This window comes from Thioalkalivibrio sp. ALR17-21 (assembly GCF_000420185.1).
GTDB classification, from domain to species: Bacteria; Pseudomonadota; Gammaproteobacteria; order Ectothiorhodospirales; family Ectothiorhodospiraceae; genus Thioalkalivibrio; species Thioalkalivibrio halophilus.
Genome location: NZ_ATUL01000020.1, coordinates 1 through 25,135 on the forward strand (window position 1 = coordinate 1; position 25,135 = coordinate 25,135).

A 25,135-nucleotide genomic window follows, 5' to 3' on the forward strand; every position below is an offset into this window, starting at 1 on the left:
CTGTCGGATGCGCGTTCGCGGATCCGGGATGCGGACTTTGCCGCGGAGACGGCGGAGCTGACCCGGGCGCAGGTGCTGCAGCAGGCGGGGACCTCGGTGCTGTCGCAGGCGAATGCGGTGCCGCAGAACGTGCTGGGTCTGCTGCAGTAAGGCGGAGGTTTCCTCCGGGCCCGTGTTGCGGGCCATCCCGGGGCCCGTCCCGAGTGATCGGGGTGGGCCTTTTTGCGTTGTGGGGTGATCTCGGGGGCGGTAGTCCGGGCGGGTGCGTTTTCGCGCGCGAGCGCGCTCCCACGGGGTGGCGGGGTTCGGGATATGGGATCCGGCTGTGTGATGGATTGCGGGGATTTTTTGGCGGCGGCAGGTAGTTGCCGCCGGGATCGGCCAGAATCCGGGTAAAGGGATTTGCGGCGCGACATGGTGCGGCGCAGCGGGGCGGAAAAAATTTGCCGCTGGGGCTAAAGGTTCTTGCCCGTCGGCCGTTACCGCCAGCAGGAGCGGAAATGTTTCCGCACGGTTGGCCCCCGTAATGGGGCTGTCATGGCAAGAGGAAAAGACCATGTCGCAAGTCATCAACACCAACATCCTTTCGCTGAATGCCCAGCGGAACCTGAATGTCTCGCAGAACGCCCTGTCGCAGTCGCTGGAGCGTCTGTCATCGGGTCTTCGCATCAACAGTGCGAAGGACGATGCGGCCGGACTGGCCATCTCGGAACGTTTCACCAGCCAGATCAATGGCCTCAATCAGGCGGTGCGCAACTCGAATGACGGCATCTCGTTCGCGCAGACGGCCGAGGGGGCGCTGAACACCATTGGCGACGCGCTGCAGCGTGCGCGCGAGCTCGCGGTGCAGGCGGCGAACGACACCAACTCGGCGTCGGACCGTCAGGCGATCAACGACGAGGTCCAGCAGCTGATGGAGGAGGTCAGCCGTGTGGCCAACTCGGCCGAGTTCAACGGTGGCTCGGTACTGGATGGCACGGTGGAGGACCTGTTCTTCCAGGTAGGGGCAAACCAGGGGCAGACCATCGCAGTGAGTGGCGTGGATGCGCGTACGTCGCAGCTGGGCACGACCGAGGTCGTCGGCGAAGACGGCCTGACGCAGGAACAGATCTCCGAAGGGTTTGAATCGATCAGCGATATCACGATCACGGGCGACGCGTTCGACGCCATCGTGGTGGATCTGGATGGCGCCGAGACGCTGGAGGATGTGGTCCGCCTGGTGAACGCGGAGATCGCCGATGAAGCGGCCGGCGGGGATGACAATGCGGCGGCGGTGGCGGACGCCAACCTGCAGGCCGCCCTGCGGGTGGACAATGAAGGCAACACGACCATCGCGATTACCTCGCAGTTCGGCACCGAAAACCTGGGCGTGACCGGCGGGGACATTGATCTGGACGGAGATGGAGATGGGGATGTCGATCTGTTTGCCGGAGCAACGGCCGAAAACGTAACCCTGAACGACATCGACGTGACGACGCGCGAGACCGCGACGCAGGCGATGGGCGCGCTGGATGGTGCGCTGACCGAGGTGAACTCGCTGCGTGCGGAGCTGGGTGCGGTGCAGACGCGTTTCGAGAGCACGATTTCCAACCTGGAGATCGGCTCGGAGAACCTGTCGGATGCGCGTTCGCGGATCCGGGATGCGGACTTCGCCGCGGAGACGGCGGAGCTGACCCGGGCGCAGGTGCTGCAGCAGGCCGGGATCGCCGTGCTGTCGCAGGCCAATGCGGTGCCGCAGAACGTGCTGGGGCTTCTGCAGTAAACTCTCACTGACCACGACGCTGGAAGGATTCGGGCATGAGGCCCGGGTCCTTCCACGGAGGGCTGCCATATGACGGATATGATCAACAACAGCATGCCGGGCGCCGGGGGCTACACGCCGAATACCCGCTCCGGGGAATCCGGGGGCGGGCGTGCTGACGGGCGCGGTTCGGAAGCTCCGGGGGGTGGCGCTGTCGAGCGGAAGGGAGCTGCCGCCCCGGCGAGCGAGAGCGGGCCGGAACGGCAGGGGTCTTCCGGTAGCGAGAGGCGGGAGGTCGCTGAACCGGTGGAGGCCTCCGACCTCGAGCCGGTGGTCGAATCGATCAACGCCTATCTGCAGAACAGTCAGCGAACCCTGGAGTTCAGTGTGGATGATTCCACCGGGCGCACTGTCATCACGGTGATGGATGGCGAAAGCGACGAGATCATCCGCCAGATCCCGCCGGAGCAGATGCTAGTCCTGGCGGAGCATTTCGAGAACGAACGGGCGCTTGGCGGCACGGGATTTGTCGACAAGGCCTGAGCGGTGCGGGCCGGGCGGCATCGTTCTTGCTGCGTCGAAGGCGTTATTGCGCTGGCCCGGTCCTTGTAGGAGCGCGCTTGCGCGCGAATGTGGATGTGGGGGCCACATGGTGGTCGTTTTCGCGGCTAAAGCCGCTCCTACAGTGACTCTTCTCATTCGAGGATGACCCGCGGGGGCAGGCTTGGGTCCATAATGATTCATCCGCTCAAGTTTTCGGCAGAAGGGCCGTTAACCTGGTCAGAAACGACGGGACACCCGCGCAGCGGGCAGGAAGGTAACGATCATGGCCATCAGTTCTCTCGGTGTCGGTTCCGGGCTGGATCTAAATCAGATCGTGGGCGATCTGGTGAACTCGCAGCGCGCGCCGCGCGAGGCCCGGCTGAACGAACGCGAGGAACGCATCGAGGCGGAGATCTCCGCCTACGGGCAGATCAGCAACACCATGGACGGGATCGGTTCGGCCGTGTCGAGTCTGGCCGAGTTCGAGCCCGAGCAGTCGGTGTCGCTGACGAACGACGATGTGGCCAGTGTGTTCGTCACCGGCGATGCACCGAACGGGGAGTTCGACCTGGAGGTCAATCAGCTGGCCCGGGCGCAGACGGTGGCCTCCGATTCCGGGCTGTTCGAGGAGTCGAGCGACGACGTCGGGTCCGGGACTTTTACCATCCAGGTGGGCGACGGTGATGAGGTGTCCATCGAGGTGGAGGACGGTGACTCCCTGCGTGATCTGCGCAATGCGATCAACGATGCGGATGCGGGCGTGAATGCCTCCATCGTGAACGACGGCGACGGCCCGCGCCTGACGATGACCGCCGAGCGCACCGGTGCGGAGAACACGATCTCGGTGACCGTGGACGGTGATGCGGATCTGCAGCGTCTGGAGAACCAGACCGAGATGGTGCAGGCCCAGGATGCCGAGGCCGTGATCAACGGGATGGCCATCACCAGCCCGAGCAACACGCTGGAGGACACCATCGAGGGCCTGTCCATCGACCTGGAAGCTGAAGGTTCCACGCGGGTCTCGATCAGCGAAGACCGAGGCGCACTGCGCAATCAGCTGGAGTCGTTCGTCGAGGCCTACAACAGCATGATCGGTGAGGTCCGGGAACTGACGAGTTACGACGTCGAGGAAGACGAGGCCTCGGTGCTGACCGGGGATTCCACCGTGCGCAGTGCACGCAGCCGCCTGAGCAATGCGTTGATCGAACGCTCGTCGGTAGAAGGCATCAACAACCAGACCTTCGCGGATCTCGGCATCACGACTCAGCGTGACGGGACGCTGCAGTTCGATACCCAGCGGTTCGATGATGCGATGGAGCGTGAGGGCTTCGACGACATCGCCGCGGCGGTGCGCGACCTGGCCGGCGGGGTGGACGATACCCTCGAGAGCATTACCGGGCGCGAGGGTCTGTTCCAGGTCCGCCAGGACGGGTTGCAGAACGAGCAGTCGCGGGTGGATGACCAGCGTGAACGGCTGGATGACCGGATCGAACGGCTGGAGGCCCGCCTGGTGCGCCAGTTCTCCAGCATGGATACGGCCGTGGCCCAGATGCAGCAGACAGGGGATTACCTGCAGCAGCAGCTGGCCGGTATGGGACAGTAACAGAACGATCCATCGATGATTGGCAGGCGGTGCCGCAAAGGTGCCGTCCGGTTTCCGAACGGAGGCGAGCATGTACGGCATGAACACGAGAAAGAACGTCGATTCCTACCGCCAGGCGGGCATGCTGTCCGAGGTGCAGGTCGCGGATCCGCACCGTCTGGTGCAGATGTTGTTCGAGGGGGCGCTGGAGCGGATCGCGGTGGCCAAGGGTGCGATGAAGGCGGGCAATATCGCTTACAAGGGCGAGCGTATCGGCAAGGCGATCGACATCATCGACTCCCTGCGCTCGATGCTGGATGACAAGCACAATCCGGAGCTGGCCGAGCGTCTGGCCGCGCTGTATTCCTACATGATGCGCCGCCTGACCGAGGCCAACCTGCACAACGATCCGGAACGGCTGGACGAGGTGTCGAAGCTGCTGCGCGAGATCAAGGCAGGCTGGGACGAGATCCCGCCGGAATACCGCAACGCGTCCGCATCTCGCGCCAGCTGACCGTCTTGGACCCTCGTTCGCTGGCGAGTGCGCTGGATGATGTCCTGGGCCGCCTGCAGGCGGCCCGGGATGCCGAGGACTGGGAATCCCTGCCCGCGCTCGACGAGGAAGCGCGGGCGCTGATCCAGCGTGCCACGGTGAGCAGCGGAGACCGCCCTCCGGCGGGCGCCGAGACCGACGTGCGCGCGGCGCTGGAGCGGTTGTCCGAGTTCTATGCGGCCACGGTGCCGGGGCTGGCCGAACGGCGCTCCGAGACCGCGCGCGAGATCAAGGGCCTGCGTCAGGGCCAGCGGGCGGTGGGGGCGTATCAGAACACCCGCCGGGGCTGACCCGGCGCACCTCGTAGACGTTATCCAGTGAATGCAGGCGGTCGAACAGGCCGCTCAGCTCGCCCAGGTCGGAGACCTCCGCCTCCAGCTCCATGCGCACGCTGCGATCTGCCGGATCGGTCTGCGTGTTGACCCGCAGCAGATTGATCCCGCTCTGCGAGAACACCCCGCCGACCTCGGCGAACAGGCCGGCGCGGTCCTGCGCTTCCAGCTCCAGCGACACGATTTCGGTTTCGGGTTCATCGCCCCAGCTGACCGGTATCAGGCGTGCGCGCTTGTCCTCCGGCAGGTGGAGGATGTTGGGGCAGTCGTCGCGGTGCACGGAGACACCGGCGCCGCGGGTGATGAAGCCGATGATCGGGTCCCCGGGCTGCGGGTCGCAGCACTGCGCGCGGGTGGTGAGCAGACCGCCGACCCCGCGGATGCGGATGTCCTCGGCGTTGTGCTCCGCGGCGTCGCCATCGCGGCGGCCCTCGCGGCGACGGGGGCTCGGCGCGGCGGGCGCCTCCTCGCGGGTCTTGTCGCGTTCGCGGCGCTCGCGGATCATCTGCGCCAGGCGTCCGGCGATCTGTCCCGTGGTGATGTCGCCGGCGCCCAGCGCGATCATCAGCTCGTCGAACCCGGGGTATTTCATCTGCCGCGCGAGTTCGTCGCGGTCGAGATCGGGGATGCGTTCGTGCAGTCCGAGACGCTGGCATTCGCGGTCGAACAGCTGCTTGCCGGTGGCGAGGTGCTCGTCCTGATGCTGCTGGCGGAACCAGGTGCGCACCTTGGCCCGCGCCCGGGAGGTGTTGAGATAGCCGAGGTTGGGGTTGAGCCAGTCGCGGCTGGGGCCGCCCTCGCGCGTGGTGAGGACCTCGACGCGTTCGCCGGAGCGCAGGCGGTAGGTGAGCGGGACGATGCGCCCGTCGACCTTGGCGCCGCGGCAGCGGTGGCCCACCTCGGTGTGCACGGCGTAGGCGAAATCCAGCGGCGTGGCGCCCTGGGCGAGGTCCAGCACGTCGCCCTGCGGGGTCAGTACGAACACGCGCTGGTGCAGCGGCTCGCTCTGGATCTCGTCGAGCAGGTTCTGGTCGGAGCCGTCGTTCTCCAGTAGCTGGCGCAGCGAGGTGATGGCCTGGTTCAGGGCGCGATCCTCGCGTCCGCCTTCCTTGTAGCGCCAGTGGGCGGCGACCCCGAGTTCGGCGAACTCGTCCATCTCGCGGGTGCGGATCTGCACTTCCACGACTTTGCCCTCCGGTCCCACCACCGCGGTGTGCAGGGACTGGTAGCCGTTGTCCTTGGGGTTGGCGATGTAGTCGTCGAACTCGCCGGGCAGGTGGCGCCAGTGGTTGTGCACCACGCCCAGCACGGTGTAGCAGGTCGCCAGCCGGTCGACGATCACGCGCGTGGCGCGCAGGTCGTACAGCTCGGACAGCGAGGTGTTCTTGCGTTGCATCTTCTTCCAGATGCTGTAGATGTGCTTGGGCCGGCCGAACACCCGGGCCTCGATCCCCGCATCGGCCAGGTGCTTTTCCAGCATCCGGGTGAAGCGGGCGACGTATTCCTCGCGCTCGGTGCGGTTCTCCTCCAGCCCGCGCGCGATATCGCGGTAGGTCTCCGGTTCGAGGATGCGCAGCGAGAGATCTTCCATCTCCCACTTGAGCTGGCCCACGCCCAGCCGGTTGGCCAGCGGGGCGATCACGTCCAGGGTCTCCTGTGCCAGCGCGCGGGCACTGGCGTCGGGTTCCTTGACCACCAGGCGCAGGTGCTGCACGCGGAACGCCAGCTTGATCAGCACCGCGCGCACGTCGTCGACCATGGCCATCAGCATGCGGCGCAGGCGCTCGGCCTGTTCGGGCCGGCCGGCCGGGGTCTCGAAGCGGCGGCGGACCAGTGCGGAGACGTTCTCGGTGAGCTGCGCGACGCGTTCGCCGTAGTCCCGGCGCAGGGCCTTTGCGTCGGCGTGGCCAGCGAGAAAGACCGGGACCAGCAGGGTGGCGATCAGGGTCTGACGGTCGACGTTGAGGTGGCGCAGGATCTCGGCGACATCCAGCGCATGCGCCTCCAGACCGGCGGCGTCAACCGACTCCAGCGCGCGGTCCAGTGCGGAGGCGAGGGCATCGTCCGGGGCGGTGTCGCCGGCCAGACGCTGTAGCAGCCGGTCACGATCCAGGCCGAGGAGTTCGGTGTTGGTCAGCAGGGAATGGCGCATCGCGAGGACCGTGTCGGGCGCGGGGATGAGACGCGCCCATTGTACCCGAGTTGCGCAGGGCGACGGGGATGTTCAGGATCATGGGCATGGCCAATGTGATCCGGTTCCTGATCCTGCTCGCGACGGGTTACGCCGTGCTGGTGGCGACCGTCTATCTGACCCAGGACCGCCTGATTTACATGCCCTCGCGTGACGTGACCTCCACGCCCGCGGACGCCGGGCTGGACTTCGAGGAGGTGTGGCTGGAGCCGGAGGCGGACGTGCGCCTGCACGGCTGGTATCTGCCGGGGCCGGAGGAGGATGCCCCGGTGCTGCTGTTCTTCCATGGCAATGCGGGCAACATCGGGCATCGCCTGCATTCGCTGCAGCGGTTCCACGAGGTGGGGCTCGCGGTGCTGATCATCGATTATCGCGGCTACGGCCGTTCCTCGGGCCGGCCGGATGCGCCGGGGCTGCACGCCGACGCCGAGGCCGCCTGGGACTATCTGCGCGAGGAACGCGGCTACGCGACGGAGGACATCGTGGTGTTCGGCCGCTCGCTGGGGGCGGCGGTGGCGGCGCGCCTGGCGGCGGAGCGCGAACCCGGTGCGGTGATCCTGGAGTCCGCGTTCACTTCGGCGGCGGATCTGGGGGCGGAGATCTACCCGTTCCTGCCGGTACGCTGGCTGATCCGCCATCCGTATCCGGTCCTCGAACATGTCCGGCGCCTGGAAGCCCCGCTGCTGCTGGTGCATGCGCGCGAGGACGAGATCGTGCCCTTCGAGCATGCGCGCCGCCTGCAGGCGGCGGCCCCGGGCACCCCGCCGATCCTGGGCCTGTGCGGCGGCCACAACGACGGCTTCCTGCGGTCCGGGTCGCTTTACACCCGCGGGTTGCAGGATTTCCTCGCCGCGGCCGGCCTGCTGCGTGGCGGAACGCCCTGAGGTCGCGCCGGGTCCATCACGATTCACCACTACTTGCTGCACGGGAGAAAGCCATGAAAGCACTGCTGATCGATGCCGAAAAACAGTCCATCGAACCGATCGAGATCGGCGGACGGGAAGACCTGCCCGGACTGATCGGATACGAAACCCTCGAGGCGGATACGATCGGCCCCGAAGGCGACACCCTGTTCTTCGACGAGGAATGTTTCCTGCGCGGAACCGCCGGTCGCTTCCAGATTGACAGCATCATTCCGGTGTCCGGCCGGGGCGTGGTGGTCGGTTCCTCCGATGGCGGCACGACTCTGCAGGATGTCGTCTCCGACGTGGACAGCCTCAGCGCGCGTCTGAAGTACCTGTAGACCGTTCCCGGGTCTCCACCTGCACCTCGCCGTGCAGGGTGCGGTGTACCGGACAGCGATCGGCGATCTGCAGCATGCGTTCGCGCTGTTTCGCATCCAGGTCGCCCTCGATGGTGATCTCGCGGGTGATGCGGTCGACCGGGCCGTTCTCGCCCTTGAGTTTCTCGTGCTGCAGATGCACCCGGACGCGTTCCAGCGGCAGCTGCTTGTGCGCGGCGTACATGCGCAGGGTCATGCTGGTGCAGGCCCCCAGCGACGCCAGCAGTAGCTCGTAGGGGTTCGGGCCGGTGCCATCGCCGCCGACGTCCGGCGGTTCGTCGGCCAGGAAGTGATGCGGGCCGATGCGGACGTCCTGCTGGTACTGGCCGTCGCCGGTCTCCTCGACCGTCACTGCGGTCCCGTCGCCGGGCGCGTCCGCGTCCGCCGAATCCCCTCGTTCTTCGCCGATATAGCGTGTGCCCCAGGCGGCGACCAGTCCGGCCACGTATTCGGCGTCGGCCGGATTGAGCAGGGTGTGGTCGGCATCGTCCAGTGACACGAAGCTCTTTGGATGGCGCGCCGTCTCGAAGATGCGCCGCGCCGCGTCCACCGACACCACCGTGTCGCCCGGAGCGTGCAGGATCATCAGCGGCCGGTCGAGGTCGCGGATGCGTTCGGCCTGGGTCTGGCTGCGCAGGTCCTCGACGAACTCCCGCCGGATACGGAACGGGCGGCCGGCGAGGTTCACCGTCGCCTCGCCTTCGGTCTCGATGGTCTCTAGCGCCTCGCCGAAGTGGTCCAGCACGCTGTCGGCCTCGAACGGGGCGGCGATGGTGGCGACCGCGCGGCATTCTGGAATCCGACCGGCGACGCCCAGTACCGCCGCGCCGCCCAGGCTGTGGCCAACCAGCAGGGCGGGGGCGGCCTCTCGCCCGCGCAGGTAGTCGGCCGCGGCCAGCAGGTCCTCCAGATTGGAGGAGAAGCCGCTGTTGGCGAAGTCGCCCTCGCTGTCGCCCAGTCCGGTGAAATCGAACCTCAGCGTCGCGATCCCGGCCTCGGCCAGCCCGCGGGCGATGCGGTTGGCGGCGCGATTGTCCTTGCCGCAGGTAAAGCAGTGGGCGAACAGGGCCCAGGCCCGTACGGGCCCGGTGGGGCGGTCGATGCGCCCGGCCAGCATCTGGCCCTGGTGGCCCGGAAATTCGACGCGTTCTCGGCGCATGCTGCGGCCTCCTGTATCCGTGCCGGGATCCGCCCGGATGTCGGCCGGATCCCGGAAAACAAAAAACCCGCCGGAAGGCGCTCCCGGCGGGTGGCCCGGCCCGCTCCGGAAGACGGAGCGGGCAGTGGAGCAGGCCGGTCCTACGCCTTGCCGGCTGCTTCGGCCTCGGCGATCCGGATCAGCTTCAGCTCGTGGAACAGCCCCATCAGCAGGCTGACCGACATGACCAGAAGCACGATCATGAACGGCAGACCGGTGCTGACGGCTCCGGCCTGGAGGGCCGACAGGGCGGCGGCTCCGCCCACGGCCAGCAGTACGGCGGCGATCAGGCCCTCGACGGTGGCCCAGAACAGGCGCTGGGACTGCGGGGCGTCGGTCTTGCCGCCGGAGGTGATGCTGTCGATGACCAGCGAACCGGAGTCCGAGGAGGTCACGAAGAACACCAGCACCAGCACCACGGCCAGGAACGAGGTGAGCGCGGCCAGCGGCAGGTTCTGCAGCATCTGGAACAGCGCCAGCGAGGAGTCGGTGATGCCCTCGTCGGCCAGCGCGCCGATGCCTTCGCGCACTTGATCGATGCCGGTACCGCCGAACACGCTCATCCAGATGACGGTGACCAGCGTGGGTACGATCAGCACGGCGGTGACGAACTGGCGCACCGTACGGCCGCGCGAGACGCGCGCGATGAACATGCCGACGAACGGCGACCAGGAGATCCACCACGCCCAGAAGAAGATCGTCCAGCTGTGGTAGAAGGTCTCGTCCTCACGCCCGACCGGGTTGCTCAGCGGGATGATGTACTGGGCATAGGCCGAGAGCGTGGTGCCGGTGTTGGCGAGGAAGGCGATGAAGCCGCCGAAGATCATCACGAACAGCATGAGCAGCCCGGCGACGATCAGGTTGAGGTTGCTCAGCACCTTCACCCCGCCGTCGATGCCGCGCATGACCGAGAGCAGGGCGATCACGGTGATGCCGATGATCACCGCCAGCTGCGTGCCCAGTCCGCCGTCGATGCCGTCGAACAGGAAGTCCAGGCCGGAGGCCGCCTGCTGCGCCCCCAGACCCAGCGAGGTGGCGAGACCGAACAGCGTGGCCAGCACCGCCAGGGTGTCGATCACGTGGCCGAACGGGCCCCAGACGCGCTCGCCCAGGATCGGGTAGAACGCCGAACGGATGGTCAGCGGCAGCCCCTTGTTGTAGGCGAAGAAGGCCAGCGCGAGGCCGACGATGGCGTAGACCGCCCAGGGATGCAGACCCCAGTGATACATGGTGGCGCCCAGCGCGGCTTGCTTGGAGGCCTCGGTGCCGCCTTCGATCCCCAGCGGGGTGCCGAACCATTCGGTGAAGTAGCCCACGGGTTCCGCCACGGCCCAGAACATCAGGCCGATGCCCATGCCCGCGGCGAACAGCATGGAGAACCAGGACAGCACGCCGAAATCGGGTTTGGCGTCCTGGCCGCCGATACGGATGCGGCCGATCGGGAGGAGGATCAGGGCGAGGGCGAAGAGGACGAACAGGTTGCCGGCCGAGAGGAACAGCCAGTCGAAGGTTTCCTGGATCCAGGTCTGGGTGGCGCCGAGGCTGTCATTCGCCTGTTCCGGGAAGACCAGGGCGCCGATCACGAACAGCAGGATCAGTGCGGCACTGACCACGAAAACCGGGTTGTGGAGATCCAGTCCGAGAGGGTTGATGTTCTGCTCACCGATCTCGTGATCGGTGTCGTAGGCCTTTTCCAGCTCTTCTTTTTGCTTTTGCAGATCGTCGTTGTCGCTCACCCCGATACCTCCCTTGTTTGGTGATAGTGGGATGATTGCACGTCCGGGGCGGAAGCCTCAATGCGTGCGCTGTTTTCATTCCGCCCGGCCATGACCGAAGGTGCGTGCCACGTAGTCGATGTCCTTGTCGCCGCGCCCGGAAAGGTTCACCAGTACGGTGCTGCCCGGGTGCTCGCGCGCGTGCTCCACCGCCCAGGCGACTGCATGGGCGCTCTCCAGGGCGGGGATGATGCCTTCGGTCCGCGACAGGCGGTAAAAGGCATCCAGAGTCTCGTCATCGCCGATGGCGTGATAGGCGACCCGCCCGGTGGTCTTCAGATACGAGTGTTCGGGGCCGACCCCGGGGTAGTCCAGCCCGGAGGCGATCGAATGCACCGGGGCCGGGTTGCCCTCGTTGTCGGTCAGCAGCATGCACTTGAAGCCGTGCAGCATCCCCGGTTTGCCGAAGGTCATGGTGGCGGAATGCTGTCCCGGTTCGCTGCCGCGACCCAGCGGCTCCACACCGTTGAGCTGCACCTCGGGATCATCGATGAAACCGGCGAACATGCCCATTGCGTTGGACCCGCCCCCCACGCAGGCAACCACCTGTTCCGGCAGCTGGCCGTCGGTCAGTTCCTGATACTGCTCGCGCGCCTCGATCCCCACCACCGACTGGAAGTTGCGCACCATCAGCGGGAACGGGTGCGGGCCGACCACCGAGCCGATCGCGAACAGGGCCTCGTCGGCCTGCGAGAGATACGACTGGAACGCGGAGTCCACCGCTTCCTTGAGGCTGCGCCCGCCGAAAGATACCGGGACGACCTCCGCCCCCATCAGCTTCATGCGGGTGACGTTGGGCGCTTCCTTTTCGATGTCGATCTCGCCCATGTGGATCTCGCATTCCATGCCGAAGCAGGCCGCCGCAGTGGCCAGGGCCACGCCGTGCTGGCCGGCGCCGGTCTCCGCGATCAGCTTCTTCTTGCCCATGTGGCGCGCGAGAAGGGCCTCGCCCATGCAGTGATTGAGCTTGTGTGCCCCGGAGTGGTTGAGGTCCTCGCGCTTGAGGTAGATATGCGCGCCGGCCTCGCGGCTGAGGTTGCGCGCGTAGTAGACCGGGGTGGGGCGGCCCTGGTAATGCCGGCGGATGTAGCGAAGTTCCTGCAGGAAGTCCGCCGACAGCGCCAGCTGACGCCAGGCGCGCTCGATCTCGGCGAAATGGGATTCGAGTTCCGGTGGCAGGAAGGCGCCGCCAAAATCACCGAAATAGCCTTCGGCATTCGGAAAGTCCTTGAGGTACGACATGGCAGTCTCGTGGCCGGGGGCGGCGTGGGCCGCCGTGGATCTCCGTGAGAGGGCCTATCATCGTAGTTGCCGCTCGTGCGGACAAGCGGGCGGGGAGGGCGCCCGGCCGGGCCGGGCGCCGGGGCCGGTTTACTGCAGCACGCTTTCGAGGATGCGTTCGTTGTCCTCGGTGGCTTCGGCCATGATCTCGGCGATGCTGCCGCCGAACACCCGCGCCACCAGACTGGTGTTCATGCGCGATACGATGACGGTACCGTCAGCGCGTTCGTAGACCGAGACGCGGCAGGGCATCATGGAGGTCACCAGATAGTTGTCTTCCTCGCTCAGGAGGTTCCCGGCGTGATCCGGCTGGCACAGTTCGAGGACCGTGACCGGGGCGACGTCGTATCCATGTTCGCCCACGGTGCCGCTCAGGTCGTGCTTGGTCGGGACCGCCCAGCCTTCGGCTTCGGCCGCGGTCTCGATGCGCTCGATGGTTTCCGCGTAGCCATACTGGCTTTCGTCCTCGACGATCATCAGTCCGGGCGCGGCGTTGTAGGCATAGGCAAAGGCCAGGATGATACCGGCGATCAGGCCGATGATGGCCCCCAACAGGAAACGGTTCTGCATTGCTCTCTCTCCTCGCTGTTTTTGTTGTCAGCATTCCCACGATACGCCCGTCGGGCCTGAAATGACCATGGCGAGCTCCCTGAAAGAGCATGGCGGTCCGCTGTTGCTGGCCGGGCTGGTGGTGCTCGGGATCGGGCTGGGCATGGCCGTCGGTGATCCGGAATGGATCCTGGAGACGGGGCGCCGGCTTACCGGCGATCCCTGGCTGCTCGCGGGGCTGGTGGTGCTGATGGCGATCCTGTTCACCTTCGCGCTGCCGGGCAGTCTGGTGGTGTGGCTGATTGCGCCGTTCGTGGCGCCATGGGTCGCGGTCCCGCTGCTGGTGACCGGCAGTGTCGCGGGCGCGCTGGGCGGGTACTGGCTCGCGGGTCGTCTGGGTGCGGATCGCGGCCCGCTGCGGCACCATCCCTGGCTGGTGGAGGCCCTGCGTCGGCACGGCGACTTCCTGAATCTGATGGCGATGCGTACCTTCCCGGGGTTCCCGCATTCCGTCATCAATTATGCCGGGGGCATGCTGGGCCTGCCCCGCGCGACCTTCGTGCTGGCCACGACCCTGGGGCTGTGCGTGAAATGGGGTGTGTATTCCAGCGTGCTTTACGGGGCGGCGGAGGCCATTGAGGACGGCGACGCACTGCAGCCCTGGACCCTGGTGCCGCTGGGCGTGCTGGCGCTGCTGCTGGCGGTCGGGGGCTGGCTGCGGCAGCATTACCGCCGCTCGGGCGAGGCCTGACGGCACGGCTGCGCGGCCAGCGGATCTACGCACAAACCTGAGAGAGAACGAATGATATTCGGACGACCGCATGCGTTCTTCGCCACCGTAAACCCGGTGGTGTTCACCGCCTCGTCGATCGTGGTGCTGACCTTCGTGCTGTTCGGGGTCATCTTCACCGAGACGGCCTCGCTGACCTTTGCCGCGATCCACGGGTTCATCACCGAGTATCTGGGCTGGATCTACATCCTGGCGGTGACCGTCTTCCTTGCCTTTCTGGTCTGGCTGGCGCTCAGTCCGTACGGGCGGATTCGCCTCGGGAATACCGAGGACCGTCCGGAGTTCAGCTTCATGGCGTGGTTCTCCCTGCTGTTCGGGGCGGGCATGGGCATCGGTCTGATCTTCTGGAGCGTGGCCGAGCCGATGCTGCACTACCAGAACCCGCCGTTCGGCGAGGGCGAGACCCAGGAGGCGGCCGGTGAAGCCATGGCCTTCACCTTTTTCCACTGGGGCCTGCATGCCTGGGCGGTGTACGTGGTGCTGGGCCTGTCGGTGGCGTATTTCTCGTTCCGCAAGGGCCTGCCGCTGACCATTCGGTCGATCTTCTATCCAATGCTGGGGGATCGGATCTACGGGCCGATCGGGCACGTGATCGACATCCTCGCGGTGTTCGGCACGCTGTTCGGGCTGGCGACCTCGCTGGGCTTCGGCGCGATGCAGCTGAACACCGGCCTCAACGTGCTGTTCGGCATGCCGGTGTCCGGCTGGTTCCAGGTGGGGATCATCGGGGCGATCACCTTCGTCGCGGTGATGGCCGTGATCTCCGGGCTGGACCGCGGGCTGAAATGGATGAGCCTGGCCAACCTGTGGCTGGCCACGGCGTTGCTGCTGTTCGTGCTGCTCGCCGGGCCGACGCTGTTCATCATCCGTTTCTTCCTCGACTCCATTGGCGAGTATCTCAACCACATCGTGCAGCTGAGTCTGACCGCCGGCGCGATGCAGGAGGCCGAGTGGCAGAAGAGCTGGACCATCTTCTACTGGGCCTGGTGGATCGCCTGGTCACCGTTCGTCGGGATCTTCATCGCGCGGGTCTCGCGCGGGCGCACCATCCGCGAGTTCATTGCCGGCGTGCTGCTGCTGCCGTCCCTTTTCGTGTTCGTGTGGCTGGCGGTGTTCGGCGGCACGGCGCTGCATTTCGAGCTGTTCGGAGACGGGGCGGGGATCGCGGCGGCGGTGGCCGAGGACACGACCATTGCGCTGTACGCCACGCTGGAGCAGCTGCCGCTGTTCCATCTGGCCTCGGGGCTGGCGACCGTCCTGATCGCGACCTACTTCATCACCTCGTCGGGCTCCGGGACCCACGTGATCGACGCGCTGGTCTCGCGCGGGAGCACGCGCTCGCCCAAGCGTCAGCGGGTGATCTGGGGCATCACCGAGGGCGCGGTAGCGGCGACCCTGCTGATCGTGGGCGGCGAGATGGCCCTGGACGGGCTGCAGACCGGGGCGATCACCGCGGGATTGCCGGTGGCGATCATCCTGCTGTTCGCCTGCGTGAACCTGACCCGGGCACTGCAGGGCGAGACGGCCGCCCCGTACTGACGCGGCCTGATGCGTCGGCCGGTACGGGACAAGTCCCTGTTCCGGGTCTTGGTTTCGGCGGTCGGCTGCGCCACACTGCGCGCATGTCGACCGCCGCTCCCCCTTCCCGTGCCGGCTCTGCCGGGCGCCCGCTGTCGCGCCTGGCGGTGCTGGTGGTGGACGATTTCGCCAACATGCGGGCGACCCTGCGCGAGATGCTGCTGACCTCCGGCTTCGAGGACATCGATCTCGCGCGTGATGGCGTGGATGCGCTGGACAAGCTGGAACGGCGTCGCTACGACATCGTGCTGTGCGACTACAACCTGGGTGACGGGCCGGACGGCCAGCAGGTACTGGACCGGGCCCGTGAACAGGGCTGGGTCGGGCCGGCCACGGTGTTCGTGATGGTCACCGCCGAGAACAGCAACGAGATGGTCATGGGGGCGCTGGAGAGCGGCCCCGATGCCTACCTGTCCAAGCCCTTCAACCGCGAACTGCTGGTGGTGCGGCTGCAGCGCGCCCTGCGGCGGCGGGATCCGCTGCGCGCGCTGGATCCGTACTGGCGTCGTGGCGAGTTCGCACAGGCGCGGGCCGAGGCCGAACGCATGCTGGAAGCAGGAGAGGGGCGTGCCGCCGACCTGCAGCGCCTGCGCAGCGATCTGGCCCTGGCCGAGGGCGAGCCGGGCGTGGCGGCCGAGGCCGCCCGTGCGGTGACGGGCGAGACCACGCCGCCCTGGGCACAGGTGCGTCTGGGCGAGGTGGCCGAAGCCGAGGGGGACCTTGCGGCTGCCGAGGAGGCGTATCGAGCGGCCATCGCGGCAACGCCGTATTACATGCCGGCGCATGACCGGCTGGCGTTCGTGCTGGAACGCACCGGCCGCGAGCGCGAGGCGCTGGACGTGCTGGTGGCGGCGGCGGAACGCTCGCCCAAGTCGCTGGCGCGGCAGCGGGCGCTGGGGCGGCTGGCCCTGGCCCGGGGGGAATACGAGCGCGCCGCGCGTGCCTGGCGCCATGCGATGGCCCTGGCGACCCAGATGCAGATACCGCATCCGGGTGACATGGCGTATCAACTGGAGGCATTGATCGCGCGCGGGGCGACCCGCGAGGCGCGGACCAAACTGCAGAGCCTGGAGAGTGATTACCGCGGTCATCCGGAAGTGCACTGGTGGGTCGTGGTGACGCGCCTGCGCCTGCTGCTGGCCGGTGTGGCGGTGGATCGCGCGGGGTTGCTCGGCCAGCTGGATGCGGCCATGGCAGCCGGATCACCGCCGCCGGCGCTGCGCGAGGTGCTGCCGGACCTGCTGGAGCAGGCAGGTGAGGGCGAACGCGCGCGGAGCCTGCGGACATCGAACGGCGGCCCGGGGGAGACATGAAGAGCATCGATTTCGGTACCGTCATCGCCATTTCCATCCACGACATGAAGAACTCGCTGGGGATGGCGATGAATTCGCTGGAGGCGTTGCGCGACCCGGAAACCGGCGAGTGCAACTGCGACGAGCAGACCATCGCGCGACTGCAGTACGAGGCCCATCGCGTGCACGACAGCCTGATACAGATGCTCACGCTGTACCGCAACCAGCAGGGGCTCTACACCCCGCGTTTTCGCCCGCTGCTGGTGATCGAACTGCTGGAGGACTACTGGGCGTCCAGCAAGCCGCTGATGGATCACAGCGGGGTGACGGCCGAAATCGACTGCGACGAGGACCTGGAATGGGTGCTCGATCGGGAACTGGTGACGGCGGTGCTGGAGAACGTGGTGACCAACACGGTGCGTTATTGCAACGCTCGCATCCGTCTGTCGGCCGCAGTGCGCGACGGCGAGCTGTGGCTGCAGGTGGAAGACGACGGTCCCGGGTTTCCGGAGCCCATGCTGGGTTCGCGAACCACCGAGGATCAGGCGATGCTGGAGCGCGGCGCCGGGCGGACCGGACTGGGCCTGTATTTCTGCGCGATGATCGCCGAGCTGCACACGGCACCGGACGGGACGCCGGGCTCGGTCCGGCTGTCGAATGATTCGGATCTCGGCGGGGGGCGCTTTACCCTGAGACTGCCGGCGCTGCCGCCGTCCGAAACCCTGTAGCGGCGGCGGTTTCGGGCGCCTTTGCGGGGCGCCGGGTAACCTGTGGTCTTACTGTCAAATCGAGAGAATCAATGCAAGCAGGATGGATTCGTCATGCCGGTCCGGCGTTGGCCGGGGCACTGCTGGGACTGGTGCTGGTGGCCTGCGGCGGGGAGACCACGGCGCCGGTGACCCTGGATCAGCTGAGCAGCTCCGCAGCGGAGTTTGACGGCGAGATGGTGGAGGTGACCGGTCGCGTCCAGTCCTTCGATGATCCGCGGCATTACTGGATCGAGGATCATCCGCGCAACCGCGTGGCGATTTCGCCGGATGCGGCGGTCGCCGACCACGTGGGCGAGGAAGTGCGCCTGGTCGGCCGGTTTTCGTATGATCCCGAGAGTGGCCGTTCGCTCGAAGTGAATGCGGAGGCGACGGCCGCCGCCAACGCCATCCACTGACCAACGAGCGGACGACGCACATGAGCGAATGGATCGACGTGGGGCCGGAAGGCTCGATTGAACCCGGAGACCACCGGCTGCTCGAGGCCGGGGATACTGAAGTGGCGGTGTTCAACGTGGATGGCCGCTACTTTGCCCTCGAGAACCTCTGCTCGCACGAAGAATTCCCCATCGCGGGTGGCACGATCGACGACGACTGCATCACCTGCCCGCTGCACGACGCGGAATTCGACCTGCACACCGGCGAGGCACTCACGCCGCCGGCCGAGGACCCCATCCCGACCTTCCCGGTGCGGGTGCAGGACGGGATGATCCAGGTCGGCAGTCAGCCGATCGGCGGCGACGCTTGAACCGGTCCGATCGCGCGCCCCGGGTGCGGCGATGACCGCCGATGGCGACTGGCAGGGCCTCGCGGGGCTGTCGGCGACCCAGCGCGAGGACCGGCGCTTCGAACATCCCAACTGGGCGCCGTGGTCGCCGCTGCACTGGTACGAGCGACTGATCGAGGCGGCGGAACGGTATTTCGGGCGCACCGCGCTGACTCTCGACCTGATGCAGGGCTATCTGCGCTGTCTGCGCGATTCCGGTGCGCCGATGATGGCGTTTGTGGTGGAAACGGTGGATGCCTGCGGCCTGGTGACCGAGGAGCCCGAAGCCGGCACCGCGGCTGGCGGCGCGCGCGAGCGGGAAAGCTCGGCAAGCTGGCAGGCCTATACGGCTGCCGCTGCGAGCCGTTCCGAAGTGCGGCCGCCGGACGCCGATCTCGGTCCGCTGTCCGCCCGGGGCGGGCCGGAGATGCCGTCAGCGGAGGATGCCCCCGAGGCCTGGGCCCGCTGGGCCGCGGAGCTGGCCCGGGCCACCGGCAGTGGCCCGCGCTCGTCCGGAGCGGGGGGTGCGCCCGCAGGTTCCGGACCGGACGGGGATGCCGGTGCGGGGGGCGCTTCCGGGAATGCGCCGGCCGCGGCGGAGCAGGCCCGCAGTCAGGAGGATCTGATGCCGTTCATTCTCGACCTGCTGCAGGGGATGTTCGACCATATCTTCCGCCAGGTCGGTTTCAATCCGCGCGTGCGGGCCGAAATCGCCGACATGCAGTTCGCGCTGGCGCGGGTCGTGATCCGTGATCTGTCGTTCTTCCGGGATCGCTCCCATCCGCTGCGGCTGTGGATCGGCAGCGTGATCAACACCGGGATCCGTGTGAGTCCGGAGGCGGACGATGCCGAAGGAGACGCTGGCGAAGAAGGCGTGAGCGCCTATCTGCAACGCATCCGCGACTCGGTCGAGCGCCTGCGTCACGAGGCGGACAGCATGGACCGGGAGGGTGCGCGCGCCCTGCTGGAGGACTGGCTGGCCGCGATCGAGGAGGAAGACGCGCGCTGGCACCGGCGCCAGGAGCCGCGCACGGAGACTTTCGAGGCCGAGGAACGCGCGGCGCGTGCACGGCGTTCGCTGACCGTCTGCGTACTGGAGTCCGGGGCCTCCCTGCCGCAAACGGCGGCGGACTCCGTGGAGGCGGCCTGGGAAGACCTGCTGGCGGCGGACGGCGGCGAGGACGAGGAGGTGAGCCGGGCGATCCGCGGCGTGGTGGAAGCGATCTGTCGCGGAGCGACGCCGGCAGAGATCCAGCCGCGGGTGGCAGAGCTCAAGGCGGCGGGCGAGCAGGCCGGTGTCGAGGCGCAAAGGCTGCGCCGGGTCGTCGAGCAGCTGGGCCGGGCGCATCTTGCGCGCATGCGGGCCACGGCGGACGCCGAGGCGTTCGACCCGCAAGAGCGGATCCGCCATCGGCGGCATCTGCGCTACGAGGACGACGATCCCGAACTGGTCACCGATCTGGACGACGCCTGGGTGTTCGAGGCCAGTCGCGCCCGGGTGGGAGACTGGTACGAGATGGTCGACCGCACCACCGGTGAGGCGCGGCGCATGGCGCTGGTATGGCGGGGGGAGGTCACGCGGCGGTTCCTGTTCGTGTCGCTTGACGGGGTGAGTGCGCGACGGCACAGCCTGCAGGGTGTGGCACAGGAGCTGCGCGAGGGCCGGATGCGGATCCTGCCGCAGGAAAACCCGCTGGACGCAATGATTCGCTGAAGGGGTCGTAAAACCGGCCGTGCGGGGCGGCCCCGCACGGCAACCGGGTAACCGGCGGGTCAGTCGACCGGCGGCATGTATTCGTAGCGCCGGTGATCCTCCTCTTCGGGCATGGGTACGCCGGCGGCTTCGAGGGCCTCGGTCAGGTCCTCGCAGTCGTCCAGGTCGTCGGCCCGGTTGCGCAGGGTGTACAGCGCATCCGAGGCTTCGGCGACGGGCATGCGGATAACGATTTCGCCGTTTTCGGCCTTGACCAGATTCATGATCATTCCTCCCGTTTGAGTCGCTGGTTCAGTCCTCGATCGAGGGCTGGCGCGGCGCATGTTCGTCGAATGCGTGCGGCGGCTGGCGGAACTCGTTGTCCAGCTCGTACACGCCCTGCTGCAGAACCGAAGACAGCGCGCGGGCGCCATTGCGGACCTCGCCGTTCAGTTCCGTCAGGTTTTCGGTGATGCTTTTGGCCGTTTTCTTGTCCAGCGTCAGCGTGACGATGCCGTTCTCGTTCTTGACGTCCATGGGCGGCTCCTTCTCGGATGGTCGCACGTTGGTGACTTGATCCAGCTCAATACTGTGACAGGATTGGGGGCGTAAAATTCTCGAGGGCGTATGCCGTTCCCGTGAAGCCCCTGATTCAAGCGTAGACCATGCGTGCGAGCCGGGGGGCTTGTCGAGGGGGAAGCTTCCATTCTTCAACCGGCCGCAGAGCCGGGGTTTTCACACAGGGGATTCCTTTACGTGTCTTGTCTTCCAGCCGGTGTCCGGTGTTGATGTTTTCCCGTCCTCCGGTGTTTCGGCTCAGACCGGCCGCACTGATCGCGCTCGGCTATCTCGTGGCGGGCTCCCTGTGGGTCGCGCTGTCCGACATGCTCTTCATGTGGAGCTTCGGGATCGAGGCGAGCCTGACCCGGGTCAGTCTGCTGAAGGGCCTGGGTTTCGTCTGGGTGAGTGGCGGACTGCTGTACCTGGCCATGCGGACATTCGGGGTCCGTCGGGGCGCGCGGACGCGTGACGGGCGCGGTCTGACACGGCTGCGCGGTCTCCAGCCCTGGGTCTGGGTTGCCCTGGCGGTGGCGGTCGCCGGTTCGGTCGGTGGTGTCGCCTTCGGCACGTTCCATATTGCTCAGGCCACCGCGGATCAGCAGGTGCGCGAAGAACTGCGGGCCACCGCCTTTCTCAAGGGCGGGCTGGTGGATCGGTGGATGGCGGAGCGCGCCGGAGATGCTCGAATCCTGGCGGATGCGCGCGGTCTCACCGCGTTTGTCCGCTCGTTGCAGCGCCACGACTCCGAGGTCGCGCGCACCACGCTGGAGAACCGCCTGCAGGCGATCCGGACGGCCTACGGTTATCGCTCCGTGGCGATCCTGGGGGCGGAGGAACACGCGGAACTGCTGGTTGCGGGGGATGAGTCCTTCCAGCGCGCCGCGGCCAGAGCGGCCCGCGTGGAAGCGATGCAGAGCGGAGTCGTCAGCCGGGCGCACGTGGACGCCGTGGACGACGCAGGGACGACCCGGCTGCACTGGGCCGCGCCTTTGCATCATCCCGGCGATCGCAACTCGGAACCGCTGGCGGTGGTGCTGTTTTCCGCCGATCTGGATCGCCTGGCACCGCTGCTCGGGGCCGCCATCGACCTGGAAGACGGGGATGCGGCGACCTGGCTGGTCAGTCATCCGTCCGACCGCGCGCCGGTGGTGATGCGGCTGGACGGTGAGTCCGCCCGGCGCGTGGAACCCCCGGCGGAGTTTTCGCAGGTGGAGAGCCGCCTGCTGCGCGGCGGCTCCGGCGAGGCGGTGCGGATCGGATCGCTGGGCGAAGAGGATAATGGTCGTCTGGCGGCGGTGCGTGGCCTCGAGCTCGATGACTGGTCGGTGGTGGTCAAGCGGGACCGCGCGCCCCTGGTGGCCGGGGCGCATCGGCAGGCGGCATGGACCGGCGGCGCCCTGTTGCTGGTCTGGCTGCTGATGGCCGGCGCCGGGGCGCTGGTGGGGCGTCAGCAATGGCTGCAGCGCAACCTGCGGCTGATGCAGTCGCATTCGGAACAGGACCGCCTGCTGCGGGTGTTCTTCGACATGCCGTTCGTGGGCATGGCGGTGTCAGGGCCGGGTGGTCAGGGCTGGGAGCGCGTCAACGACTGCCTGGGCGACATGCTGGGCTACCGGCCGGAAGAACTGGCGAAGCTCGACTGGGACCGCCTTGCGCACCCCGAGGACCGTTCCCTGGGTGCCGATCTGGATCGCGAGATGCGTGAAGGCCGGCGCGACGGCTATGACGTGGAAAAGCGCCTGCTGCGGGCGGATGGCAGCGTGATGGTGGCAGACCTCTCGCTGAAGTGTACTCGCCATGCGGACGGCAGCCTGGACCGTGTTGTGGTCACGGTGGAGGACATCACCCGGCGGCGCGAGGAGGAAGAACGTCGGCGCCTGGCCTCGGTGGTGTTCGAGAATACCCGCGAGGGCGTCGTGATCACCGACAGTACGGCGCACATCCTGTCGGTGAACCGCGCGTTCACCGAGCTGATGGGCTACACCCAGGACGAAGTGGTCGGGCGTACGCCGAAGATGTTCCAGTCCGGCCGGCATGATCGCACCTTCTACCAGAACATGTTCCGGCAGCTGGAGCTCTACGGGTACTGGCAGGGGGAGATCTGGAATCGGCGCAAGAACGGCGAGGTGTTCCCCGAGCTGCAGAGCATCACGGCGGTGCACGACCCGCAGGGCCGGCTCACGCATTACGTGTCGGTGTTCGCCGATATCTCGCGGATCAAGGCCTCGGAGGAGGAGCTGGACTACCTGGCGCATCATGATCCGCTGACCGAGCTGCCCAACCGTCGCCTGCTGCTGGCACGTCTGGGCCATGGCATCTCGCTGATGCGGCGGCGCAACGGGGTGCTGGCGCTGCTGATCGTGGATCTCGACCGCTTCAAGGACGTCAATGACAGCCACGGCCACGCCGCCGGCGATGCCCTGCTGCGCAGCGCGGCCATCCGGCTGCAGCGCGAGCGCCGCGGAACCGATACCGTGGCGCGGCTGGCCGGGGACGAATTCGCGGTGGTGGTGGAGAATCTGGCCCACCCGGACGACGCCGGCATGATTGCCGAATCCATGATCCGCCACCTGGCCGAGCCCTGTGACCTGGGCAACGGAGTCGAGGTCGAGGTGGTGGCGACCGTCGGGATCGCGCTGTTCCCGGATCACGGGGCCGGTCCCGAGGCGCTGCTGCAGCAGGCTGGCACCGCGCTGTCGCGCGCCAAGGAAGAGGGGCGCGGGTCGTATCGTTACTACTCGGACGCCTATACCGAGGCGGCGCGCGAGCGCATCGATCTCAGCTCACGTCTGCGCCGCGCGATGGAGCATGACCACCTGGAGGTCCATTACCAGCCGCAGTACGAGATCGCGACGGGGCGCCTCATCGGGGCCGAGGCCCTGCTGCGCTGGAACGATCCGGTGCTGGGGCGCGTGTCGCCCGGTCGTTTCATCCCGGTCGCGGAGAAGACCGGCCTGATCGTGGAGCTGGGCGCCTGGGTCCTGCAGGAGGTGATCCGGCAGGGACGGGCCTGGCTGGACGCGGGTTATCCTCCGATCCGGCTGGCGGTGAACGTGTCCGCGCTGCAGTTCCGACGGATGGCGCTGGATGAACAGGTCGCCGCCACCCTGGACGAGCACGGGCTGCCGCCGGAATGCCTGGAGCTGGAGATCACCGAGTCCGCGCTGATGGCGGATGCCGAGCGAGCCCGTCGTATCCTGGAATCGCTGCGCGACCGTGGGGTGCATTTCGCGGTGGATGACTTCGGCACGGGCTATTCCTCGCTCTCGCAGCTGAAGAGCTTCGCGGTGGACACGCTCAAGATCGACAAGAGCTTCGTCGACGGCATCGCCGGAGTGGTGCACGAGGATGACGTGCATGACCGGTCGATCACCACCGCGATCGTGGCGATGGCGCACGGGCTGGGGCTGACCGTGGTGGCCGAGGGCGTGGAGACCGCCGAACAGCTGGAGGCGCTGTGTGCGCTGAGCTGCGATTTTTATCAGGGCTACTTTGCCAGCCGGCCGGTGCCGGTGGCGGAATTCGAACGCGACATCCTGACCACCTCCGAGCAGGGGGGGTGACGCGCGCCGGGAATTGGTACACTTCGCGGCTTGTTGGGCCGGCCCGGCACCGGGCACAGGGGAGAGCAGAACCGATGGAAACCGATCCGGAGCGGAAACCGCATCCTGTCCTCAAGGACTATTACGGGGACGAAAGCAACAAGCGCGCGTTCGTCGACGACCTGTTCGATCGCACCGCACCCTACTACGACCGGATCCTGCGGTTCGGTTTTCTGGGTACGGGGCAGGCGTATCGCCGCTACTCGCTCAAGCAGTCCGGTCTGCAGCCGGACATGGAGGTGCTGGATGTGGCGACCGGGACCGGCCCGGTGGCCGAAGAGATCCGCAAGATCACCGGCGATGAGCGCATCACCTGCGTGGATCCTTCGCGCGGGATGATCGACGTGGCGCGGGGCAAGCTGAATTCGCGCTTCATCCAGGGGCTGGCCGAGGATCTGCCCGTCGCCAGCGAGCAGTTCGACCGCGTGTACATGGGCTACGGTCTGCGTCACGTGCGGGATCTGCGCGAGGCGTTTGCGGAGTACTTTCGCGCGCTCAAGCCCGGCGGTCGCTGCATGATCCTCGAGGTCTCGCGTCCGCGGACGAAGCGGCAGATGGTCATGGCCCGTTTCTACTTCCGCGATTTCATCCCGTTTCTCAGCCGTGTGCTGACACGTGATCCGGACGGGCATACCCTGATGCGGTATTTCTGGGAAACCATTGACCAGTGCGTGCCCCCGGAGGAGATCATGGAGACGCTGGAATCGGTGGGCTTCGAGGACGTCCACCGTGAAGTGCAGCTGGGGGTCTTCTCCGCCTACATGGCCACGCGTCCGGCCTGATACCGCGTGGCCCTGGCCCGACTGAAGCTGCGCGTCTCCCCCGGTGCCCGCGAGGATGCGGTGGTGGGCTGGATGGGCGACGCCCTCAAACTGCGAGTCCGGGCCGCGCCGGAAAAGGGGCGCGCCAACCGGGCCGTCGAACGCCTGCTGGCGGCCGAACTGGGGCTGCCGGCGGATTCGGTGCGGGTGGTGAGCGGCCAGGCCGGCCGCGACAAGACTGTGGAGGTCGACGGCCGGGGCGAGGCCGCACTGCGCGAACACTTCGCTGGATGACAAG

At 67.3% G+C, this 25,135-nt stretch carries 25 protein-coding genes; 18 read left to right on the plus strand and 7 right to left on the minus strand.

What is annotated here, in order from left to right:
* The 6 genes from G020_RS15040 to G020_RS0110585 all read left to right on the plus strand — a co-directional run.
* A partial coding sequence (locus G020_RS15040) for a flagellin (protein ID WP_255349528.1) occupies positions 1-150 on the plus strand: 150 nt, incomplete at its 5' end.
* Positions 151-556: 406 nt separating this feature from the next.
* Positions 557-1,762 carry a flagellin gene (locus G020_RS0110565; RefSeq protein WP_024329562.1) on the plus strand — a complete coding sequence of 402 codons (1,206 nt, stop codon included), beginning with the start codon at positions 557-559 and terminating at the stop codon, positions 1,760-1,762.
* Between the two features lie 93 nt (positions 1,763-1,855).
* A complete protein-coding gene (locus tag G020_RS15595; protein WP_255349450.1) occupies positions 1,856-2,284 on the plus strand; it encodes a flagellar protein FlaG in 429 nt (142 codons plus the stop codon).
* Between the two features lie 283 nt (positions 2,285-2,567).
* Positions 2,568-3,887 (plus strand): flagellar filament capping protein FliD, encoded by a 1,320-nt coding sequence (gene fliD, locus G020_RS0110575; protein WP_019591310.1) that lies wholly within the window; start codon positions 2,568-2,570, stop codon positions 3,885-3,887.
* A gap of 70 nt (positions 3,888-3,957) precedes the next feature.
* A complete protein-coding gene (fliS, locus tag G020_RS0110580) occupies positions 3,958-4,380 on the plus strand; it encodes a flagellar export chaperone FliS (RefSeq protein WP_019021942.1) in 423 nt (140 codons plus the stop codon).
* 5 nt (positions 4,381-4,385) lie between these two features.
* Positions 4,386-4,709 (plus strand): flagellar protein FliT, encoded by a 324-nt coding sequence (locus tag G020_RS0110585; RefSeq protein ID WP_019590292.1) that lies wholly within the window; start codon positions 4,386-4,388, stop codon positions 4,707-4,709.
* Here G020_RS0110585 and G020_RS0110590 read toward each other — a convergent pair.
* Positions 4,648-6,903 (minus strand): bifunctional (p)ppGpp synthetase/guanosine-3',5'-bis(diphosphate) 3'-pyrophosphohydrolase, encoded by a 2,256-nt coding sequence (locus G020_RS0110590; RefSeq protein ID WP_019591309.1) that lies wholly within the window; start codon positions 6,901-6,903, stop codon positions 4,648-4,650. The genes G020_RS0110585 and G020_RS0110590 overlap by 62 nt on opposite strands.
* Positions 6,904-6,989: 86 nt before the next feature.
* Between G020_RS0110590 and G020_RS0110595 the strand changes: the two genes are divergently transcribed.
* Both G020_RS0110595 and G020_RS0110600 read left to right on the plus strand, forming a co-directional pair.
* Positions 6,990-7,826, plus strand: a complete 837-nt coding sequence (locus G020_RS0110595) for an alpha/beta hydrolase (protein ID WP_019021945.1) — start codon at positions 6,990-6,992, stop codon at positions 7,824-7,826.
* A 53-nt stretch (positions 7,827-7,879) separates the two neighbouring features.
* Positions 7,880-8,185: a hypothetical protein gene (locus G020_RS0110600; RefSeq protein WP_019590289.1), complete on the plus strand. Its 306-nt coding sequence runs from the start codon at positions 7,880-7,882 to the stop codon at positions 8,183-8,185.
* Here G020_RS0110600 and G020_RS0110605 read toward each other — a convergent pair.
* From G020_RS0110605 to G020_RS0110620, 4 genes are all read right to left on the minus strand, one after another.
* Positions 8,160-9,383, minus strand: a complete 1,224-nt coding sequence (locus tag G020_RS0110605; protein ID WP_019591308.1) for a bifunctional alpha/beta hydrolase/OsmC family protein — start codon at positions 9,381-9,383, stop codon at positions 8,160-8,162. The two genes, G020_RS0110600 and G020_RS0110605, sit on opposite strands and share 26 nt — an antisense overlap.
* Before the next feature lie 140 nt (positions 9,384-9,523).
* Positions 9,524-11,158: a BCCT family transporter gene (locus tag G020_RS0110610; protein ID WP_019591307.1), complete on the minus strand. Its 1,635-nt coding sequence runs from the start codon at positions 11,156-11,158 to the stop codon at positions 9,524-9,526.
* Between the two features lie 75 nt (positions 11,159-11,233).
* Positions 11,234-12,439: a tryptophan synthase subunit beta gene (gene trpB, locus G020_RS0110615; protein ID WP_019591306.1), complete on the minus strand. Its 1,206-nt coding sequence runs from the start codon at positions 12,437-12,439 to the stop codon at positions 11,234-11,236.
* 129 nt (positions 12,440-12,568) lie between these two features.
* Entirely contained in the window at positions 12,569-13,048 is a 480-nt protein-coding gene (locus G020_RS0110620) for a DUF302 domain-containing protein (RefSeq protein ID WP_019591305.1), read from the minus strand.
* A 61-nt stretch (positions 13,049-13,109) separates the two neighbouring features.
* Between G020_RS0110620 and G020_RS0110625 the strand changes: the two genes are divergently transcribed.
* The 7 genes from G020_RS0110625 to G020_RS0110655 all read left to right on the plus strand — a co-directional run bounded on the left by G020_RS0110625 (position 13,110) and on the right by G020_RS0110655 (position 19,934).
* Positions 13,110-13,778: a TVP38/TMEM64 family protein gene (locus tag G020_RS0110625; protein ID WP_019021950.1), complete on the plus strand. Its 669-nt coding sequence runs from the start codon at positions 13,110-13,112 to the stop codon at positions 13,776-13,778.
* Between the two features lie 51 nt (positions 13,779-13,829).
* A complete protein-coding gene (locus tag G020_RS0110630) occupies positions 13,830-15,356 on the plus strand; it encodes a BCCT family transporter (RefSeq protein WP_019021951.1) in 1,527 nt (508 codons plus the stop codon).
* Positions 15,357-15,439: 83 nt separating this feature from the next.
* Positions 15,440-16,708, plus strand: coding sequence for a tetratricopeptide repeat-containing response regulator (locus G020_RS0110635; protein ID WP_019591303.1), 1,269 nt, complete (start codon positions 15,440-15,442; stop codon positions 16,706-16,708).
* A complete protein-coding gene (locus tag G020_RS0110640; RefSeq protein WP_019591302.1) occupies positions 16,705-17,415 on the plus strand; it encodes a sensor histidine kinase KdpD in 711 nt (236 codons plus the stop codon). Before G020_RS0110635 ends, G020_RS0110640 begins: the two co-directional genes overlap by 4 nt.
* Positions 17,416-17,522: 107 nt before the next feature.
* On the plus strand, positions 17,523-17,852 hold the full coding sequence (locus G020_RS0110645) for a hypothetical protein (protein WP_019591301.1): 330 nt from the start codon (positions 17,523-17,525) through the stop codon (positions 17,850-17,852).
* A gap of 20 nt (positions 17,853-17,872) precedes the next feature.
* A complete protein-coding gene (locus G020_RS0110650) occupies positions 17,873-18,202 on the plus strand; it encodes a non-heme iron oxygenase ferredoxin subunit (RefSeq protein ID WP_018870764.1) in 330 nt (109 codons plus the stop codon).
* Between the two features lie 31 nt (positions 18,203-18,233).
* The gene (locus G020_RS0110655; RefSeq protein ID WP_019591300.1) at positions 18,234-19,934 is read left to right on the plus strand and encodes a DUF1631 family protein; all 1,701 of its coding nucleotides are present in this window, start codon (positions 18,234-18,236) and stop codon (positions 19,932-19,934) included.
* Between the two features lie 59 nt (positions 19,935-19,993).
* Here the strand turns inward: G020_RS0110655 and G020_RS0110660 are convergent, their stop codons facing one another.
* Together G020_RS0110660 and G020_RS0110665 are read right to left on the minus strand one after the other, a co-directional pair.
* Positions 19,994-20,197 carry a hypothetical protein gene (locus tag G020_RS0110660; protein WP_018946123.1) on the minus strand — a complete coding sequence of 68 codons (204 nt, stop codon included), beginning with the start codon at positions 20,195-20,197 and terminating at the stop codon, positions 19,994-19,996.
* Positions 20,198-20,225: 28 nt separating this feature from the next.
* Complete coding sequence (locus G020_RS0110665; protein WP_018870767.1) at positions 20,226-20,450, minus strand: hypothetical protein; 225 nt, start codon at positions 20,448-20,450, stop codon at positions 20,226-20,228.
* A gap of 251 nt (positions 20,451-20,701) precedes the next feature.
* Here G020_RS0110665 and G020_RS0110670 point away from each other — a divergent pair, with 251 nt between their 5' ends.
* From G020_RS0110670 to G020_RS0110680, 3 genes are all read left to right on the plus strand, one after another.
* Complete coding sequence (locus tag G020_RS0110670; protein WP_019591299.1) at positions 20,702-24,037, plus strand: bifunctional diguanylate cyclase/phosphodiesterase; 3,336 nt, start codon at positions 20,702-20,704, stop codon at positions 24,035-24,037.
* Positions 24,038-24,111: 74 nt separating this feature from the next.
* Positions 24,112-24,858, plus strand: a complete 747-nt coding sequence (locus tag G020_RS0110675) for a class I SAM-dependent methyltransferase (protein ID WP_018870769.1) — start codon at positions 24,112-24,114, stop codon at positions 24,856-24,858.
* Positions 24,859-24,864: 6 nt separating this feature from the next.
* Positions 24,865-25,131 (plus strand): DUF167 domain-containing protein, encoded by a 267-nt coding sequence (locus tag G020_RS0110680; RefSeq protein WP_019021960.1) that lies wholly within the window; start codon positions 24,865-24,867, stop codon positions 25,129-25,131.
* Positions 25,132-25,135: the final 4 nt, after the last annotated feature.

What these genes read in the sequence shown, in the direction of transcription:
- G020_RS0110635 (WP_019591303.1), top strand. Translation starts at nt 15,440, where the DNA reads ATGTCGACCGCCGCTCCCCCTTCCCGTGCCGGCTCTGCCGGGCGCCCG.
- G020_RS0110590 (WP_019591309.1), bottom strand. Translation starts at nt 6,903, where the DNA reads ATGCGCCATTCCCTGCTGACCAACACCGAACTCCTCGGCCTGGATCGT.
- G020_RS0110650 (WP_018870764.1), top strand. Translation starts at nt 17,873, where the DNA reads ATGAGCGAATGGATCGACGTGGGGCCGGAAGGCTCGATTGAACCCGGA.
- G020_RS0110605 (WP_019591308.1), bottom strand. Translation starts at nt 9,383, where the DNA reads ATGCGCCGAGAACGCGTCGAATTTCCGGGCCACCAGGGCCAGATGCTG.
- trpB (WP_019591306.1), bottom strand. Translation starts at nt 12,439, where the DNA reads ATGTCGTACCTCAAGGACTTTCCGAATGCCGAAGGCTATTTCGGTGAT.
- G020_RS0110675 (WP_018870769.1), top strand. Translation starts at nt 24,112, where the DNA reads ATGGAAACCGATCCGGAGCGGAAACCGCATCCTGTCCTCAAGGACTAT.
- G020_RS0110665 (WP_018870767.1), bottom strand. Translation starts at nt 20,450, where the DNA reads ATGGACGTCAAGAACGAGAACGGCATCGTCACGCTGACGCTGGACAAG.
- G020_RS0110655 (WP_019591300.1), top strand. Translation starts at nt 18,234, where the DNA reads ATGACCGCCGATGGCGACTGGCAGGGCCTCGCGGGGCTGTCGGCGACC.
- G020_RS0110630 (WP_019021951.1), top strand. Translation starts at nt 13,830, where the DNA reads ATGATATTCGGACGACCGCATGCGTTCTTCGCCACCGTAAACCCGGTG.
- G020_RS0110620 (WP_019591305.1), bottom strand. Translation starts at nt 13,048, where the DNA reads ATGCAGAACCGTTTCCTGTTGGGGGCCATCATCGGCCTGATCGCCGGT.
- G020_RS15595 (WP_255349450.1), top strand. Translation starts at nt 1,856, where the DNA reads ATGCCGGGCGCCGGGGGCTACACGCCGAATACCCGCTCCGGGGAATCC.
- fliD (WP_019591310.1), top strand. Translation starts at nt 2,568, where the DNA reads ATGGCCATCAGTTCTCTCGGTGTCGGTTCCGGGCTGGATCTAAATCAG.
- G020_RS0110600 (WP_019590289.1), top strand. Translation starts at nt 7,880, where the DNA reads ATGAAAGCACTGCTGATCGATGCCGAAAAACAGTCCATCGAACCGATC.
- G020_RS0110640 (WP_019591302.1), top strand. Translation starts at nt 16,705, where the DNA reads ATGAAGAGCATCGATTTCGGTACCGTCATCGCCATTTCCATCCACGAC.
- G020_RS0110670 (WP_019591299.1), top strand. Translation starts at nt 20,702, where the DNA reads ATGTTTTCCCGTCCTCCGGTGTTTCGGCTCAGACCGGCCGCACTGATC.
- G020_RS0110565 (WP_024329562.1), top strand. Translation starts at nt 557, where the DNA reads ATGTCGCAAGTCATCAACACCAACATCCTTTCGCTGAATGCCCAGCGG.
- G020_RS0110625 (WP_019021950.1), top strand. Translation starts at nt 13,110, where the DNA reads ATGACCATGGCGAGCTCCCTGAAAGAGCATGGCGGTCCGCTGTTGCTG.
- G020_RS0110660 (WP_018946123.1), bottom strand. Translation starts at nt 20,197, where the DNA reads ATGAATCTGGTCAAGGCCGAAAACGGCGAAATCGTTATCCGCATGCCC.
- G020_RS0110595 (WP_019021945.1), top strand. Translation starts at nt 6,990, where the DNA reads ATGGCCAATGTGATCCGGTTCCTGATCCTGCTCGCGACGGGTTACGCC.
- fliS (WP_019021942.1), top strand. Translation starts at nt 3,958, where the DNA reads ATGTACGGCATGAACACGAGAAAGAACGTCGATTCCTACCGCCAGGCG.